Below are 18,628 nucleotides of genomic sequence, written 5' to 3'. Positions count from 1 at the left end.
ACTATTCTTCCTTTTGCGACTCTTTATTTTATATCCTAATACTTGAAGCTGCTTCCTCCAAGAAACTCCCTCAATAAAGATGTAGGAGGTAATTCTTTGTCGTTGATGTAGTTGAAGTATCTCAGGAACTTAAGTAGCCGATGGGCTTCCGCATATTCGGGTGCGCTGTTGGGTACTTGCATCAATACAGGTTCGGCATGGCGGCGCAGTGCTGCCAGTTCGTACATCATAGCCGAATTGAACATTACATCAGCATTTTCCTGATATGGGAAAATCCATTTATCCTCACCTCTGCGTACGCTCTGCCAACGCGAAATAGTGTCGATTGCCGAATAGCTTCGGTATTTATAGTCGCGTATCAGCCTGCGCAATAGTCGGTTGTCTGCCGTTGGTATCCAGTTGTGGTTGTCTAACGAAATGGTAGTGAGGGCAGATACATATATCTTGTATTTCTGGTTGTCAGGTATATCTCTTGTCAGTTCGGGGTTAAGTCCGTGGATGCCTTCGATCACAAGGATTGAGTTTTCTTCAAGCAGGAGTTTGTCTCCTTTATACTCTCGTTTTCCCGTTGTGAAGTTGAATGTCGGTAAATCTATTTCCTCCCCTTTCAGTAATTTCTGAAGGTCTTCATTAAACTTAGCTATATCCAATGCATACAATGATTCGAAGTCATAATCTCCATCTTCGTCCAAAGGGGTTAATTCCCTATCTACAAAATAATTGTCGAGCGATAGTCCTACCGGTTTTAAGAGGTTAACCATCAGCTGTACTTCCAGCCGCATTCGGAATGTTGTTTTTCCCGACGATGAAGGGCCGGATATAAGTGCTACCTTGACACCCTCTTTTGCCCGTGCTGCTATTTCGGTAGCAATATTTGCTATCTTCTTCTCCTGATAGGCTTCCGATACCTTTATGATATTAGGCATTGTACCCATCTTATTCGCTTTGTTCATATCTCCCACATTATCGAGCCCAATGATATTCAGAAACTTGAGATGCTCTTTGTATACATTGTACATTTTATCTTGCGAAATGACAGGTTCAAGTTCAATCGGGTTGCTTCGGTTTGGTACACGTAGCAACAAGCCATCATTGTAGAGTTCGAGCCCGAAGAGGTGAATATATTTTGTAGAAGGCACGAGGCATCCGTAAAAATAGTCGACCGATCCGTTGAGCCTATAATATTTGGAGTATAATTCTCCCGAACTTTCGAGAAGCAAGGCTTTGTCTTCAAACCCTCTGTTTCGGAACATTTTCACTACTTTGTCGGTTTCTTCCTCAACGGCTTCGAAGCGCATATCGGCCTCGATATATTGTTGCATTTTTGTCTTTATGGCCACTATTGCTTTTTCGTCGATCGTACCTCGGTCGCTGATCTTACAAAAGTAACCCAGCGATATGGGGTGCTCGATATAAAGCTGAGCTTCGGGGAAAGTTTCGGAAACAGCTTTTGCCAGCAGAAAGCAAAGCGAGCGTACATAAGCCCGCATGCCCGATGGGCTTGTTAGGTCTACAAAGGTTACCGTTTTGTTGTGATACACGCAATAGTCGAGAGGTTCGGTTTTATTATTGACTTTTGCGTTTACGATGGTAGATTCTGACTTGACGTCAAAGCCTTCCAATATTTTTATAAGATTGCTTCCTGCAGGAAAGTCCTGATATGTATTTGTGTTTGTACAAAAAATCGTTACTTTTTTCTCCATAATCTGAATGTAAGTTATAAACATATCGAAGGATGTTCTTAGTTATAAAAAACATCCTCCAGATTATAAAGTTAAGTAAAAATATTTATTTAAAAAACATGCCTGTGCAGAACTATATTAATGGCATGCCCAGCTTTAGTGCTTCAGAGCACATTTCTTTAGGCCATAGTCCGGCTTGTATCTCCCCGATATGCCCTTTTCTGAGGTAGAACATGCATAGTCGCGATTGTCCTATTCCGCCGCCTATCGATTGTGGGAGCTCTTCGTTTAGCAAACGCTTGTGGAAATAAAGCTCTTTTCTCGATTCCTGACCTGATATCTGAAGCTGCTCCAATAGTACTTCTCTATTTACACGTATTCCCATCGATGATAGTTCCATGCCTTGTTCCAAAACAGGATTCCATACGATAAGATCTCCGTTGAGTCCTTTGTATCCGTTTTCGGACTTGGTAGTCCAGTCGTCATAGTCGGGAGCTCGTCCGTCGTGTGGTTTGCCATTGCTAAGCTCTCCGCCAATACCAATGATGAATACGGCTCCGTATTCTTTTGCTATTTTGTTTTCTCTCTCTTTTACAGGGAGGTCCGGATACATTTGCAATAACTCTTCTGCATGTATGAATTTTATGTTGCAAGGCAAAATAGGAGTGATAGTAGGGAATATCTCATATACTAAATACTCTGTTCTTACCAATGCAGCATATATTCTGTTTACAATTTGTTTCAAGAATTCTAAGTTTCGGTTTTCGGGAGACATAACCATTTCCCAATCCCACTGATCTACATACAAAGAATGCAAGTTGCCCAGCTCTTCGTCTGCTCGGATGGCATTCATGTCTGTATATATGCCAAAACCTTCATTTATATTGTAGTCGGCTAGGGTCAACCGTTTCCATTTGGCTAATGAATGAACTATTTCGGCACGTTCGTCACCCATATCTTTTATTGGGAAATTTACAGCTCTTTCTACGCCGTTGAGGTCATCGTTGATGCCCATCCCTTTGAGAACGAACAAAGGAGCTGTAACCCTTCTTAAGCGTAATTCGGAAGATAGATTTTGTTGGAAGAAATCTTTAATCTGCTTGATGCCCATCTCTGTTTGCTGTAAATCTAAGAGGGCACGATAGTGTTTGGGTTTAATTAAGTAGCTCATTTTTATTAATTTGCCTATTTACGTGTTAAATGATTTGCAAAGTTAGGCTTTTTGTGTTAATGTGAAAATTTTATGGGCTTAAAATATGCATTTTGATCGTTTTGATGATCTGTTATTATTTTCTTTGTGAAGAGTTTATCGTTAAATTATCTTACACTATTTTCTATATATTCTTAATATTGCGTCGAATAGACAATCCTGTCTTATGTCGATATTGTCTTTGTTTTTGCTTGTTCACTTACTTTATATATTATGCGTTAATAATCTTGTGTATATTTGTTGTTTGAACTTTATTTAGATAAATTTGTTTAATTTTTATACTATATACGAAGTCGATATAGTGCTATCAACTTGTCGAAATCTTGTCAGTTTTAATGAAATTTAACTTCTATTTTTGTGATTGTAAGTTGATCTTAAATAATTGTCTCAAAATGTTAAGATGCTTTATTTTTGATAATTAGCTGTTGTATTGTTTTTTTTATGCAGGAATAAGCATTGGGGAGGTGGTTTAGGAAAGTTATAAAATGAATTTAGAGAGTTATACCAAATGTAGTATAACTTTATTCATAAAAAGACATTGTGACTAGTAGTTTTATTAAATATGAAAACAGCATGTGGGTGAAATTGTTTTCGTTAAATAAAATCGGATAACCTTTTTTGTATTGCTTATTTAGAAGCTTACTCAGAGCTTTTGAGCAATCAATTTTATTACTTCTTTATTATTAGTGAGGAACTTTAATTTTTTTTATTATGAATGATTACCTAAAGGAAAGGAAAGTTGGTAAGGGCATATTCAAAATATTGCTTTTGTGCAGTATTTTATTTTGTTCTTTTACCATTGTTCAAGCTCAGACAGTTACGGGTGTCGTAAAAGATGCTAACAATGAGCCTATTATTGGTGCTAGTGTAGCCGTGAAAGGTACTACTACAGGTACTTTGACGGACACAGAAGGGAGCTATAAAATATCAGCAGGGTCTAACTCTGTTTTGGTATTTTCATTTATTGGTTATACTTCGAAAGAGGTACCGGTAGGTTCTCAAAAAGTTATAAATGTAACTTTGGAAGAAAGCAGCCAGCAGCTGGATGAAGTTGTTGTGACAGCTCTTGGGATGAAAAGATCTACAAAAGCTTTAGGGTATGCGATGACTGAGTTGAAAGGGGATGATTTAGCAAATAACTCAAATAATCCGATCGATGCTCTTCAAGGAAAAGTTGCCGGACTTGAGATTTCAGGATCCGACGGCGGTATGTTTGGATCATCTAAAATCCAACTTCGTGGTATTCCAACATTGAATGGAGTTAACAGGCCTATTTATGTTGTGGATAACGTTATTTTGAGTAACTCAAATGCAGACGCAGGTGACGCAGACTGGAGTTCAGGCGCTAACGACTGGGGTAATGAACTAAAGAATCTAAATCCAAGTGATTTCGAGACAGTATCTGTTCTGAAAGGAGCTGCTGCTACTGCTCTTTATGGATCTAGGGGTTTGTTTGGTGCTATCGTTATCACTACAAAAAGTGGAAAAGCTACAAAAGGATTTGGTGTTACATTCAACCAATCTTTTGGTATAGATCATGTGTATAAACAACCGGATCTTCAAAATGTGTATGGTGTGGGAGCTCTGTCAGGTTATGTAGACTATGGTAAAACCAACTCAAGTGGTGCTTATTACGGATGGGATAACCAACATCAGTTTAAATACAATGGAGATGGAAAGGCTATGTTCAATGACTGGGGTATGGGATATGGACCTCGATTTGACGGAAGCGCTATTCTTGGATATGACAATGAGGAAACTACTTACAGAGCGATAAAGAATAACTATAAAGATATGTATAATTTAGGTTTCACTACCAACTCTAACCTTACAGTGCAGGGTGGTAATGATAAGACAACATTTTATACATCTTTAGCCTACAGACATCAAACAGGAACATTGCCTAACAATGAGTTTAACAGGTTAACTTTATTGACAAAAGCATCTCATAAGATTTCTGATAAAGTAATGCTTGATGCTTCTGTAAACTTTGGAAAATCAAATCCTAAAAATGTTCAGCCAAACGTGGGTGAATACTTTGCTAGCGGAACATTTACACGTGAATATGATCCTTCTTATTATCGTAACAAATATAAAGGAACACATGGCGGTTTGGCTAACTCTTCCTACGATGATAAATATGGAAATGTACCGGGACGCGACTTATGGTGGAGTATTTATGAGAATAATACAACACAGGAAGAGGTATCGATCCGTCCAAGCTTAGCATTAACTGTTGACATCTTGGATTGGTTGAAGTTCAAAACCGAAGGTAATTATAATTACTATTATACAAACCGTGAAACAAAAAATCCTAACTCAGGATATGCTAGAACTTATGACGGTGGTAACGGTTACTATGCTATGACTAGCACAAAGAAAAGACAAACAAACCTGAATGCTAGCGTACTATGGGATAAGCCTCTAAATGCAGATTTCAATTTTACCGGATTTTTGCGTGGTGAGTACTATGACAACTGGCAGAGCTATATGACAACCAGTACAGATGGAGGTTTAGTTGTTCCGGATCTTTATTTTATCAAAAACTCTGTAAAAGCCGCTAAAACTGAAGCTTATACATTGGGTACAAAGAGAATGTTCTCTGTAGCCGGACAAGTTGGAGTGAGCTGGAAAAATAAACTATACTTAGATGTAACAGGACGTAACGACTGGTCTTCTTCATTGGTTTACTCTGATGGAACAGGCAACTTCTCTTACTTCTATCCGTCAGTAAACGGCTCAGCTATTCTTTCAGAATTGTTGACTTTGCCTGAATGGGTTTCGTTTGCAAAAGTTCGTGCATCATGGGCACAAGTAGGTAATGATACCGATCCTTATAGTTTGAATAATGCTTATTTCTTGAGAACTACAGTGATGGGCGACAAATATATAAGCTCTTTACAGATAGAAAATCAGGACGGTGTTGATATTCTTATCTCTAAAAACTTGAAGCCGGAACGTAAGAATGCATGGGAAGTAGGTCTCGATTGGCGTTTCTTCAACAATAGAATCGGTGTTGATGCGACATACTATAAAGAAAATACTAAAAACCAGATCATGACAATTGCAGTGCCTGAGGTGTCTGGTATCTCTCGACAAATAGTAAATGCCGGTAATATTCAAAACTCAGGTATCGAGTTAGCTCTTCACACTGTTCCTATCGAAAGCAAAGACTGGCAATGGGAAGTAGACTTCACTTATACCCGTAACCGTAATAAAATAGTATCTCTTCACGAGAATGTAGCAGACTATATTAGCCTTAAAGGAAATACTAACTATGGTAACTACCGTGTTGGTTCAGTTGCAAAAGTGGGTGCTGAATATGGTTTGTTGATGACAGACTCTAAACCTAAAATTGATGAGGCTACAGGCTTAGAAGTTTTAACTTGGTCTAACGGTAGACGTATGGCTTATGCACAACGTAGTGGAAAAGAAGAAATAATAGGTTCTGTTAATCCGGACTTTTTAGGTTCAGTTTCTACAACATTGCGTTACAAGAAAATGTCTTTGAGAGTAGGTTTAGATATGCGTTTTGGTGGTTATGTGGCTTCTTATAACTCTCGTTATGGTACTGCATACGGATTTACAGAATCATCTCTAGCTTATTCTGATGCTAGCCATGGTGGTGTATCTTGGCAATCGAAATTTGATGGAATGACTTACACTGACGGATATATCCCTCAAGGTATTTTCCCTGCAGGAACTGTAATCAATCAACCGAATGGAGGTACATATACTGTAGCTGCAGGAGGAGAAACATTCCAAGACCTATATGATAGAGGACTAGTAGAGCCGGTACATGCTTCAGCGTGGACTTATTTCAGAAACAGCTGGGGACAAGGTGTGGTTAACGACGATTGGTTCAAGAAGCTTAATTATATAGCACTTCGCGAGATATCATTCAATTATGCATGTCCTACAACTTTTGCGAATAAATTAGGAGCAAGAGCTTTGTCTGTTGGAATTACAGGAAGAAACTTAGGTTACTTATTGAACAGTATGCCTAATCATGAGAATCCTGAAGGGCTTCGTGGTACATCAGCTGCTGAATTCCGTTATCGTTCTTTCGCTGGATTTACAGCAAGTTATATGTTGAATATATCAGTNNGAAAGTACAGATATGAAATTTAAATCTATTATATTTATTTCAGCTATAGCCGCCTTATCCTTTGTTACATCAGGGTGTAGAGATGATTTTGCTACAATCAATACAGACCCTCAAACGGTGGCTCAAGGTGATGTTAACTTTTTGTTGACAGAAGGAATACGTAAATTTGAACCTTCGGGGTATCTTTTATGGTTCTATAATGCTCCTATGATGGTTAAATGGGCTCAATTGGGAGCTGCTTCCGGAGGGTTTTCTTCTAACTATCATCTAACTACAGCTACTGGAGATCAAGGTCAGATGGCATATAGAGTGATGAAATATCTTCGCGATGTAGAGTATATTCTTTCTAAAAAATCAGAAACAGAAGCTGCTACTTATAAACAACATGTGGCTGCTTTGAATGTCCTTACTATCTATATGGGTATATTCGATACCGATATGTACGGAGATATGCCTTATAAAGATGCTGTGAAGGCTCGTTATTCAGATCCTATTATCCTTACTCCTGATTATGATAAGGTAGAAGATCTATATAATCTTTGGTTGACTCAACTGGAGGAAAATATGGCTACATTTGCCGATCAGGATATTACAAATAATAGAAACAAATTGTTTAGCCAACAAGACCTTATTTATAGTGGTGATGCTGCAAAATGGGCTAAATTGGCAAACTCTCTACGTTTGAAAATAGCTGTTCGCTTATTGTCTCAAAACAAAGCAAAAGCACTCGAAATTGCTGCTTCTGTAGCTAAAAGCCCGGTAGGTGTACTTGATGGATCAGGTGATAACTTTATTCTAAACAAGGGTACAACTGCTATTTCTGACAATGATAAAGATTTTGTATACCACTTTGGTAATGGCGTGTTTGGAAGTTCTTTATGTCCTTCTGCAACTGTTTTAGACTTTATGCTTTCTAACCAAGACCCTCGTGTTCGTTTCTTCTATAAGAAAAACGGTTATAATTCTAAAGTTGTACAGGCATTCTTCGATCAGGGCAAAGACCTTCCTAATTTTATAGCAGCCAATGTAGAATATACTACAGTGGATGGTAAGAAGAAATTCTCTAAATGGAAAGGTCTGGGTGAACCATGGGTACGTTACTATGGATTGCCGGTAGTATTAGATGCAAATCAGAATAGTGCTTATGATGGTTATTTCAAAACAACTCCATATACATTAACTTCTGCGAGCGGTACTCAATATACATATAATGCTGTTGCTCAGTATAATGAAGAAATGGTAAGAGGACGAGTGGATTATACTATTCCGGTAGCTCCTGGAGACACACCTCCAACAGATACAAACGATAATCCTTGGTACGGAATGTATATGTCAACTGCAGAGGTAAACCTCTACTTGGCTGAGTTTGCTTTACTAGGCGCTGATTTGCCTCAATCGGCTGAAGTATATTACAATAAGGGTGTTAGAGCTTCGGTAGAAGAATATAACCGTTTGGCCTCATTGAATAAGATTCCATATTATGGTACAACTTATGGTTATGACCCTAATGAAAAGGTAATTGATCTACAAAGTGGCGAAATTGATGCGATGATGGCTAATGCTGGAGTTAAGCTGGAAGGAACAACTGCAGAAAAACTTGAAAAAGTTTATATACAGGAAATTCTTCACCTTACATTCTTCCCTTCAGATCAGTTTTGTGTCGTGCGTCGTTCGGGTATACCTGCAAGAAATAGCTCATTGTTCAAATGGGTAGATTTCTCAGAACCGAAAGCTACAGAAATACCACGACGTTTCGAAATAGCTACACCGTCTGTTACAGACCTTATGTACAACAAATCAAAAGCTGCTTACGAAGCTCAAGGATTTACTACAGGAACAAGTATCTCTACATCGTTGCTAAACAGCGAACGTGTATGGCAAGATAAAGGCGCTCCAAACTTTGGAGATGGCCCTAAGTAAGTTGTTCAAACACTAATTTTAATAGAATGACCCTAGGCTCTGAGCTTAGGGTCATTTTTTTTGAGGGTGTTTTTTCAGAAATAACATGTGAAGTAATTAGATTTTGATATATGTTTTTACTATATTTAACATTGTGTTTAACCTATAAATTTTGTGTCATGAAAAAGTATATTAAGATTTGTTTTTTACTGTTTGGCGTTTTGTTTATCGCTGCAGGTTTCAGTAGCTGCTCTGATCAAATTGATGATTATTCAAGTGAGAGTTTAAAGATTTCACCTGTACTAAAATCTTCTTTTGATGGATATTTTGAGTGGGATAGAGTCAATAGTATACAAACAAAAAATCCTTACACTTCAACTCAGATAACATTAACTCTGCCTTGGACAAAAGGTAGCACCCAAAATATTGGGATACCTTCAAACTGGCTGGATGCCAATGCCGAAGATGTAACATATAGTAAAAGGTATTATTCAAGAGAAAAAGGATGGGAGTTGGTTTATAGTAATTTGCATTTAAACACTTCTTCTAAATACTTTGCTATATATAATAAATATACGGGCATTTTAAGATTTTTTCTATATGAAATATCAAATGGATCGGGATATGGGACTACTGCTTCCTTCTGGGGTATTGCAACAGATAAGCCGACTAGTTTATTTAATTTTACAACTGGTTTTGCTACAGGTCAAAGTTTACTTGTTCAGGAACCATCTCAAATTATTACACCCAAAGGGACTTTCACTGGGACTAATTATTCAGGGATAGGTTATAAAGATAATAATTGGTATGGAATAGAACTAGAGTGTGCATATGATCCAAGTATTACGCAAAATAGCGGACATAATTTTTATATTAAAGGCTGGGGTGTTAATAAAATAACATTTACTGGTAATGCTACAACTACAGGCTCAATAACAGGTACATTGAAAACAACCGCTCCTAATTCTTCTGGACTCAATTTGAGCTTGAGTGACATGTTTAATAAATCAGCTTCTGTATCCTCAATGATAATTGATGATAAAGCATTACCGGAGCAAGTAGGTAAAAAATTAGATGAAGGTATCAAGAAGAATGACTCTTTTTCTAAAGGACTATGGAATAATATTAAGAGTAATGCTTCTAAGTGGATCTCTACAGGCTTACAAGCTGGTGCCGAAAAAGGTATTGCTGCAATTTTATCTGGAGGTGGTTCAGCTATAGGTGACGCTATTGGTGGATTTGTTAATTCTTTGATCGGAGGAAAAAGCCAAGAGTCCATAACAAAAGTAGACTTATCGATAAATTCTACAACAAAGATCTCCTTAGAGGGAGAAACTCCGTTAGTCGGTTGGGGAGCTATATCTGCTCTTCCTATACCTGGTAGTACATCTAATGTAAATGATATGCCGCTATATAATAAAAATTTAGGAGTTTGGAATCTGCAAGAAACACCTGTTGTTACTGTTAATATGTATACTGCGACTACATGGCTGCCTATTAGTTATTATTGTCAATATAAATACGTATTGAATACTCCTAAAATAGTCTTAAATCCGGAAATAGCATCTAAATTTGATATAAAAAATACAAAGTTTGATTTAGCTATGACATCCTCTGTTGTTTCTACTTGGGGAGTAACATCTGTTGAACCTGCTGCTTTAATTAACAATATCGAATATTATAAAACTATGAATAACTCTTATAGTTTTAAGTCTAAAGTAATGAAAGCAGAAACCGCTAGCTATGAGTATGGAATTTACACTTGTAAAAATGTAACTGTAAGAGTCTCTTTTGACTTAGTAGATAAGAATGATTCAAATATCGTATATTCTTTTTCCAAATATTTTAGCGTACAACCTCAAAAAGGGATTGATTATCAAAGAAATGACGTTTATCCAGAAGGAAATGGAAATATAATACCATTCCCTATCTGATAATAAGATAGCGATAATCGCTTGAAAAAAAGAGACGTCTCTAACGAGAGACGTCTCTTTTTTATAATTTGATTTTATATTTACATTACTGTTTTTTCAGTACATACAGCTCTGCCATGTCTCCTGTTATTTTGTTACCCTCCATATCCAATTGGGTCAAGGTATTTTCACCAACAAAATATTTGCTCGGAGCATCCTTTATTCCTTCCAAGATTACCGTATTGCCTTCATTGTTCCAGCTATACTTGCCTTTTTCCTCAAAAGTTTCTTTCTTGCCAACATATTGAGTCTTCTTAACGAAGGTGCTGTCACCCAGCTCGATCGTTACATTCATACCTTCTCCGCTGGCTGTAGGGAGCTTACCTGTGTAAGAGCCCATATAGTCTAGCGAGGTTTTTGCATTGTGCGTATCAGCTATCAGCGTACTGTCAGCTTTAGGTTCTTCCTGTGGCTTTTGGGAGCTGCCTCCGCAACTGTACATTAGTCCCACTACTGCAATGGCTATTAATAGTTTTTTCATTTTTTCGCTTCTATTTTCTTATCCGTCTTTACTGCTACTTCATATCCCAGCTTCTCGATAGCTGCCTTCAGTTTATCAACAGTGGTTTGGCTATTCTTAAATTCGATAGTCACCGTTTTGTCATCAAGGTTTACCTTCATATCGGTTACCCCTTTTTCAAAAGCAATATTCTTTTCGATACGCTTCTGGCAGTTTTCGCAAGTCATCGACACCGTGAAAACTACTGTTTCTTTGTCACTCTTCAAACCTTTCTTATCTTGTGCATTTAGTGTAAAACCGGCACTAAGCATCAATATAAAAGAGATTACAAAAATTTTAGCATTCATAGTTCTAAGTTTAGTACTCTGTTATAAAACAGATGTTTATTTATAAAGTTTAAAATAATAATACTTTTTAGAGTCTGTTAAAATTTATACAGACTCTTCGTCGCTGATCGGATATATTATCTTCTTTGCCTATTCAGCGGCTACAAAAAGTATCTCAAAAATATCTTTTATCCCATGTCGCAAAGACATGTCACCAAATTTCTATCACCATACGCATTATCTACGCGTGCCACATTGATCCAGAATTTGTTTTGTTTTACAAATTCGAGCGGATAAGCAGCCTTAGAGCGTGGATAAGCATGTTTCCATTCGTCGGCACATACTTCATATTCGGGGTGAGGTGCATTCACAAGAACATTGTCTTCTTTCGAGTATGTTCCGTTTTCTACCTCCTTGATCTCTTCCCATATTTGGTTCATTGTATCCACAAATCGGTTTAGCTCCGATAAGCTTTCACTTTCGGTAGGCTCTATCATCAATGTGCCATGCACAGGGAACGAAAGAGTAGGGGCATGGTAACCATAATCCATCAATCGTTTTGCAATATCCGATTCTGTGATCCCTGATGTTTCTTTCAACTTGCGGCATTCAAGAATAAGCTCGTGGCCTACTCTGCCTGTTGTACCTCTGTACACTATTCCATACGTATCTTTGAGGCATTCTGCCAGATAATTGGCATTTAATATAGCAATTTTTGTGGCATGAGTCAAGCCCTCTCCACCCATCATGCGGATATAACCGTAAGTGATAGGCAATATTCCTGCACTTCCGTATGGTGCAGATGCTACCGTATTCACGGTGCTGCCATCTACTTCGGGGTGATGAGGAAGGAATGGGATAAGGTGTTCTGCAACGCAGATAGGGCCTTCGCCCGGACCGCCTCCACCGTGAGGAATAGCAAATGTTTTATGCAGGTTCAGGTGACAAACATCAGCTCCGATAAAGCCCGGATTGGTAAGTCCTACCTGTGCATTCATATTCGCTCCGTCCATATATACCTGTCCGCCTTTTTCGTGTACAATCTTGCACATCTCTCTGATCTCTTTTTCGAAGATACCATGAGTAGACGGATAGGTGATCATACATCCCGCCAGATTGTCTTTATGCTGATCTGCCTTTGCTTGCAGGTCTTCTACTGCTATATTTCCGTGGCTATCGCACTCTATCGTTACTGTTTCGTATCCTGCCTGAATTGCCGATGCCGGATTTGTACCGTGTGCCGATGCGGGGATAAGGATAATATTACGATGCCCTTGTCCGATACTTTCCAGATATTTACGGATTGTCATCAATCCTGCATACTCCCCTGCTGCACCCGAATTAGGCTGGAAGCTTACGCCTGCAAAACCTGTGATTTCTTTCAAGTATTCGCCCAATTCTTCTATCAGTTCGTTGTACCCTTGAGTCTGCGACTTAGGAGCTAGAGGGTGAATGTTTTGAAATCCTCCCAACGAAAGTGGAAGAAGTTCAGAGGCTGCATTCAGCTTCATTGTACACGACCCCAAAGAGATCATCGAATGAGCCAAAGAAATATCTTTCCTATCGAGGCGTTTAATGTAACGCATCAATTCTGTTTCGGTATGATAAGAATTGAACACCTCGTGTTGAAGGAATTCGCTCTTACGAAGGAACTCATCTTTTATCGTTATTTTTTCGGGAAGATCGTCTATCATAAACACTTCCATACGTCCTGCTGCCATAGAGAATACGGCGAGCAATTCGTGAGCCTTGTACTCTGTTATTGTTTCGTCTATGCTGATACCTACTTCTCCTGCTTCGTAATAGCGCAGGTTGATGTCACGCATCTCGGCAAACTCACGAACGGTGTATTGCGATACTCCGCTCGGTAAACCTATTTTGAGGGTGTCGAAATACTGCTCGTTCAGTATCGTATAGCTCAATTCTTTCAGCTCGTCGGCGATAAGTGATGTAGCCGAATGTATCTGAGTAGCTATGTTTTTTAAGCCTTTTGGTCCGTGATATACAGCATAGAACCCTGCCATCGTGGCCAACAGTGCTTGTGCTGTACAAATATTGGATGTCGCTTTTTCACGTTTGATATGTTGTTCACGAGTTTGCAGTGCCATGCGATAGGCCGGTTTGCCATACGCATCTTTCGATACGCCGATGATACGTCCCGGAACGTTGCGCTTAAACTCCTCCTTCGTTGCAAAGAACCCTGCCGAAGGACCTCCGTAAAACATAGGAACTCCAAAACGCTGGCTGCTGCCGAATGCGATGTCTGCACCCCATTCTCCGGGAGGAACAAGCAGCGTGAGTGCCATCAGGTCTGTAGCTACAGATACCTTACAGTAGAGGCTGTGTGCCTTTTCGGCAAATGCTTTGTAATCTACAACATTTCCGTTCGAGTTAGGGTATTGGATAATTGCACCAAAGAATCCGTCTGAAAGATCGACGGTATTATAATCGCCAACTACAACCTCAATACCCTGTGGCTCCATGCGTGTGTTGATCACCGCTAAGGTTTGCGGGAATATATTTTTATCAACAAAAAGTTTATTTACATTATTCTTTATCTGGTCACGTGTGCGGAGATTAAACATCATTGTGGCAGACTCAGCTCCGGCTGTTGCTTCGTCGAGTAGCGAACAGTTAGAAAGAGGCAATCCCGTAAGATCGCTTACGGTGGTCTGGAAGTTCATCAACGCTTCGAGCCTTCCCTGCGAGATCTCCGCCTGATATGGAGTATATGATGTGTACCATACCGCGTTTTCGAATACGTTGCGGAAGATAGGGGCAGGGCATACGGTATCATACCATCCCATGCCGATGTACGATGCGCAAATACGATTCTTCGAGGCCATCAGAGCCATTTCCTCAGCATATTCGTGTTCGCTTAATGCTTCAGGCAGATTAAGACCGTTCTGCAATCTTATATTTGCAGGGATGGTTTGATCTATCAGTTCATCCAGCGAATTGACGCCGATTTTAGACAACATTTTTTTTTCATCTTCTGCATTGATGCCGATGTGGCGGTGTTGAAATTTTTGGGTCTCCATGGATTCTAAGTATCGTTTTATTGTAAATAAAAATTGTTTCTAGCTTCTTCTCTGATTGTGGTCAACGGCCCGTGACCGGAATATACCACTGTGTCGGGTGGCAGTTTCATCAATTTTTCTTTTATGCCGTCTATCAGTTGTTTGTGGTTGCCTCCCGCCAGATCGGTGCGTCCTACACTGCCTCTGAACAATACATCGCCTACAAATACACAACCGGCTTCCTGATTGTAGAAAACAATGCTGCCCGGCGAGTGTCCCGGTATTTGCATTACTATCAGCCTTTGATTGCCAAAGGTTACAACATCATTTTCGTTCAGATATTTTCCCACCTTGGGTATTCTCGTGTCTTCATTTGTGAAGCCAAACATTTGTAATTGGGTAGGGAGTTGTTCGAGTAAGAACTCATCACCCTTGTTGGCCATTGTTTCCAGTTTGAATTGCTCGTAAATAAAATTATTTCCGAATACGTGATCGAAGTGTAGGTGTGTATTTAGTAGATGTTTTACAACTAACTCATTGTCTAAGATGAAGTTCAGCAAAAGCTCTTTCTCATCTTGAAAAAAACAACCCGGATCAATGATAACACACTCTTTTGTTTCATCGTATGCAATATATGTATTCTCACTGATGGGGTTAAATTCAAATATTTTTACTTCCATATGNNTATCTGTTAAAAAAGATTCTACAATGTACAGTCATTGCTCTCGCAAAGTTACCAGTTTTTAGTCAGAACTAATATTGTAGGCTTGACTTTTTATCAGTTTGATAGGAAGTTTACAAGTTGTTAACTAATTTATTATCGTCATTCCTGAAAATAGATGTTATAGCAAATGGTTTAGGTGTAAAATGTTTATATTCATTTGTTTAAATAAAGTGCGGCTAAGTGCTGTCTTTTAGAGCTTCGTCTTATCCCTTTTATGAAGGCGTAGTATATTATTTCTGTTTTATTTTGTATGCAACGGTAGAGGTTATTGTATTAATAGTTGTTGGAGTTGTACGCCGATTTATACCTAAAAAAGGTGTCCTATAAGAATTAAGTAAATGCGTAATGTGAATTTTATTTAAAAGGAGTAATTCCTTAAAATATTTTTCGCGCTCAGGAGTCTACATGAATAGAGCGCTCTTAATAAAATAGATTGTAAAATGTAAAACTGAATAAATTATGAGAACAAGAGGTTTTGGAATGGGATTCTTTGGTGGAAACCCTTTCGATAAAGATGCAAGAAAAGAATTTAAAGAATCATGGTCTAAAATGACAGATAGTGAAAAATTGGAGTTTATGAATAAACGTATGGAAGGCCTTGATAATCACGAAGACCATTTCTCTGTAGAGGGAATAGACTCCCGATGTGAAAAGTGGATGAGTATGTCGAGCGAAGAGAAACAAGCATTTGTTGACGAAAAGAAAAAAGCTTTCGAATGTCGTATGCATGGTATGCACGGACATTTTGGCTTTGGACAATAATCAATAATAATATCAGAGAATCGGTTGTGATGGTATCATTGCAACCGATTTTTTTTGAAGACTAACTTCGATACGGAAACAATTTCAAAGTATTTGGATCGGTAAGGTTTTAATTAAAAATACATGTAAATTTATCGGTTGTAGGTGAGCAGGTCTATTATTAGCTTTGTTATAAAAAGAGGATATGAAAAAAGACGATATATTTTATGAGGCATTGGTTGCCAAAGACCCTTCATTCGAAGGAACATTCTTTGCGGGAATAAAGACAACAGGGATCTTTTGCCGTCCTACATGCACAGCCCGCAAGCCCAAGAGGGAGAATGTAGAGTTCTTCGCTTCTGCAAAAGATGCCATACTAAAAGGTTACAGAGCCTGTAAGGTTTGTCATCCGATGGAGAAAGTAGGGAGCACCCCCGAATATGTAGACCGTGTATTAAGGCTTTTGGACGAAGACCCATCTTTGAAGCTCAAAGATTATGATCTGTTGAAGTTGGATATAGAGCCAAGTAAGATCCGCCGTTGGTTTCTCAAGAATCATGGTATCACTTTTCATGCCTATCAACGTATGTACAGGATAAATACAGCATTCAAAAAATTGCAGACCGGCACATCTGTCACCGATATTGCTTTCGATTCGGGCTATGAGTCTCTCAGTGGCTTCAACGATTCGTTTAAGAAGGTGTTTGGTGTATCTCCCAAAAATAGCAAAGAAAAGCAGGTTATAGACTTCACTCGTATAGAAACAGATTTGGGAACAATGGTAGCTTGTGCTACGGATAAAGGGGTTTGTTTACTCGAGTTTTCGGATCGGAAAGGATTGGAAACCGAGCTGAAGCAATTAGCCAAGTATCATAATGCTAATATTGTACAGGGGCAGAATAAATATTTCAAACAACTGAGAGAAGAATTGGACGCCTACTTTGAAGGAAGACTGAAGGAGTTTAAAGTTCCGTTGGATATATCCGGCACAGATTTTCAGAAACAAGTATGGCAAGCACTCGTTGAAATTCCCTATGGCACTACTTCTTCTTATCTCAGGCAGGCGGAAGTTTTAGGAAAGCCATCGTCGGTAAGGGCTGTGGCTAATGCAAACGGGATGAATAAAATAGCAATTATCATTCCTTGTCATCGGGTTGTGGGTTCCGACGGGTCGTTGACAGGCTATGCAGGAGGATTGTGGCGCAAACGGAAGCTTATCGATCTGGAAAAAGATAATAAACAAAAATTATCCTGAACGAAAAGGAATGTCTCTTTAGCGAGAGAGTCCTCAGTACGCTCAGGATAATGAAATTTTATAGGATTAATATGCTGCAGTAAAGCGTTGGCGGGAAAATTTATGCTTCTCAATTTCGTCAACAATAGCTACAGACAGATCCTCAACAGACAGGATAGATTCTCCGTCTTTGTCGAACACCGGTTCGTCTGTACCCAATCGATACTTGCCTGTCCGTCCTGTTTTGATACCTTGGTGCATATTGATGGCAGGCGAAAACATTGTCCAATCCAGTTCAGTTTCTTTTTTCAAGATATCCAGATAGTCTCTTGCTGCGGTAGCTCCCGGTTTTATTTCTTCGGGAAAACCTTCACCGTCTACAAGTTGTTTGCCGTCTATATAGAGGCTGCCTGCTCCTCCGATTCCGATATAACGTTTTACACCTGCTTCTTTTACAGCTTTCTGTATTGCTTCCGATCCTTTAATGAAATCGTCGTATATATTCGGGTTAGTCCATCCGGGATTAAATGCGCTTAGCACAAGATCGTTGCCTTTAAGTGCTTCTACCAATGCTTTCGTATTTGTAACATCCAAGGCAACGGTCTTGGGGTTACCGTCTTTCACCGGAATTTTATCTGTAGAGCGTGCAAATGCTGTTACTTCATACCCTCTGTTTACTAACTCTGTCAACAGGTGTGAGCCTACAAAGCCTGTGGCTCCTATCAATGCTATTTTCTTCATGACTTTCTTTTTTATTGATTAATTAATATTTTTTATACTGTATGTTTTTAAGTTACAGTTTTATTTAAATTTTTTTATTCAAATCTATTGCTGAAATCAGCTAATGTTTGGTTAGCCAATCGGCTTATCATTATATCCTCAGCTTCCTTATTCAATTCGTACAAATGCTCATTTATTTGTTTGCCAACAGGACACTTCGGGTTTGGCGATGCCAATTCGTTGCCCAATATCGAATGTGTGCTTACGATCTTATATACATCCGATAGGAATATTTCGTTGGCAGGCTTGGCAAGCATACACCCTCCGTTTTTACCCTCCTTACTTATAACAATATTATGCTTGCGAAGGTTTGACAGCTCTTTCCTTACCAATACAGGATTGATATTCATACTCCCCGCCAAATAATCGGAAGAGAGCAGCTCGTCCGGAAACTTGGAGAGTAATACTAATATATGCATTGATATGACAAATCTGCGATCGTTCATTCTGTAATTATTTTCATTACAGTAC

At 38.8% G+C, this 18,628-nt stretch carries 13 protein-coding genes; 5 read left to right on the top strand and 8 right to left on the bottom strand.

Going from position 1 to position 18,628, the window contains the following annotated elements; all coding sequences use genetic code 11:
• Positions 1-35: 35 nt before the first annotated feature.
• Complete coding sequence (locus tag B3P17_RS01045) at positions 36-1,703, bottom strand: nucleoside kinase (RefSeq protein ID WP_252638379.1); 1,668 nt, start codon at positions 1,701-1,703, stop codon at positions 36-38.
• A gap of 112 nt (positions 1,704-1,815) precedes the next feature.
• The gene (gene asnA / locus B3P17_RS01040; RefSeq protein WP_252638378.1) at positions 1,816-2,853 is read right to left on the bottom strand and encodes an aspartate--ammonia ligase; all 1,038 of its coding nucleotides are present in this window, start codon (positions 2,851-2,853) and stop codon (positions 1,816-1,818) included.
• A gap of 750 nt (positions 2,854-3,603) precedes the next feature.
• On the opposite strand from asnA, the gene B3P17_RS01035 reads away from it, so the two are divergent.
• From B3P17_RS01035 to B3P17_RS01025, 3 genes are all read left to right on the top strand, one after another.
• Positions 3,604-7,023, top strand: a complete 3,420-nt coding sequence (locus B3P17_RS01035) for a SusC/RagA family TonB-linked outer membrane protein (protein WP_291102659.1) — start codon at positions 3,604-3,606, stop codon at positions 7,021-7,023.
• On the top strand, positions 7,013-8,920 hold the full coding sequence (locus tag B3P17_RS01030; protein ID WP_252638376.1) for a SusD/RagB family nutrient-binding outer membrane lipoprotein: 1,908 nt from the start codon (positions 7,013-7,015) through the stop codon (positions 8,918-8,920). The genes B3P17_RS01035 and B3P17_RS01030 overlap by 11 nt, the downstream gene beginning before the upstream one ends.
• A gap of 158 nt (positions 8,921-9,078) precedes the next feature.
• Complete coding sequence (locus B3P17_RS01025) at positions 9,079-10,833, top strand: hypothetical protein (RefSeq protein WP_291102655.1); 1,755 nt, start codon at positions 9,079-9,081, stop codon at positions 10,831-10,833.
• 85 nt (positions 10,834-10,918) lie between these two features.
• Here the strand turns inward: B3P17_RS01025 and B3P17_RS01020 are convergent, their stop codons facing one another.
• The 4 genes from B3P17_RS01020 to B3P17_RS01005 all read right to left on the bottom strand — a co-directional run bounded on the left by B3P17_RS01020 (position 10,919) and on the right by B3P17_RS01005 (position 15,358).
• A complete protein-coding gene (locus B3P17_RS01020) occupies positions 10,919-11,353 on the bottom strand; it encodes a copper resistance protein NlpE (RefSeq protein ID WP_252638374.1) in 435 nt (144 codons plus the stop codon).
• Positions 11,350-11,679 carry a heavy-metal-associated domain-containing protein gene (locus B3P17_RS01015; protein WP_252638373.1) on the bottom strand — a complete coding sequence of 110 codons (330 nt, stop codon included), beginning with the start codon at positions 11,677-11,679 and terminating at the stop codon, positions 11,350-11,352. The genes B3P17_RS01020 and B3P17_RS01015 overlap by 4 nt, the downstream gene beginning before the upstream one ends.
• A gap of 167 nt (positions 11,680-11,846) precedes the next feature.
• Positions 11,847-14,699, bottom strand: coding sequence for an aminomethyl-transferring glycine dehydrogenase (gene gcvP, locus B3P17_RS01010; RefSeq protein WP_291102650.1), 2,853 nt, complete (start codon positions 14,697-14,699; stop codon positions 11,847-11,849).
• A gap of 17 nt (positions 14,700-14,716) precedes the next feature.
• Positions 14,717-15,358: an MBL fold metallo-hydrolase gene (locus B3P17_RS01005; RefSeq protein ID WP_135104605.1), complete on the bottom strand. Its 642-nt coding sequence runs from the start codon at positions 15,356-15,358 to the stop codon at positions 14,717-14,719.
• A gap of 503 nt (positions 15,359-15,861) precedes the next feature.
• On the opposite strand from B3P17_RS01005, the gene B3P17_RS01000 reads away from it, so the two are divergent.
• Complete coding sequence (locus tag B3P17_RS01000) at positions 15,862-16,164, top strand: hypothetical protein (protein WP_252638371.1); 303 nt, start codon at positions 15,862-15,864, stop codon at positions 16,162-16,164.
• A gap of 184 nt (positions 16,165-16,348) precedes the next feature.
• Complete coding sequence (locus B3P17_RS00995; RefSeq protein WP_252638370.1) at positions 16,349-17,398, top strand: bifunctional transcriptional activator/DNA repair enzyme AdaA; 1,050 nt, start codon at positions 16,349-16,351, stop codon at positions 17,396-17,398.
• Positions 17,399-17,464: 66 nt separating this feature from the next.
• Here B3P17_RS00995 and B3P17_RS00990 read toward each other — a convergent pair whose 3' ends face one another.
• Entirely contained in the window at positions 17,465-18,118 is a 654-nt protein-coding gene (locus B3P17_RS00990) for an NAD(P)-dependent oxidoreductase (RefSeq protein ID WP_291102646.1), read from the bottom strand.
• A gap of 74 nt (positions 18,119-18,192) precedes the next feature.
• Positions 18,193-18,603 (bottom strand): RrF2 family transcriptional regulator, encoded by a 411-nt coding sequence (locus tag B3P17_RS00985; protein ID WP_252638368.1) that lies wholly within the window; start codon positions 18,601-18,603, stop codon positions 18,193-18,195.
• Positions 18,604-18,628: the final 25 nt, after the last annotated feature.

This window comes from Dysgonomonas sp. UBA7630 (assembly GCF_002483985.1).
In the GTDB taxonomy this organism is placed as follows: Bacteria; Bacteroidota; Bacteroidia; order Bacteroidales; family Dysgonomonadaceae; genus Dysgonomonas.
This window is presented reverse-complemented; position numbering and strand designations above follow the sequence as displayed.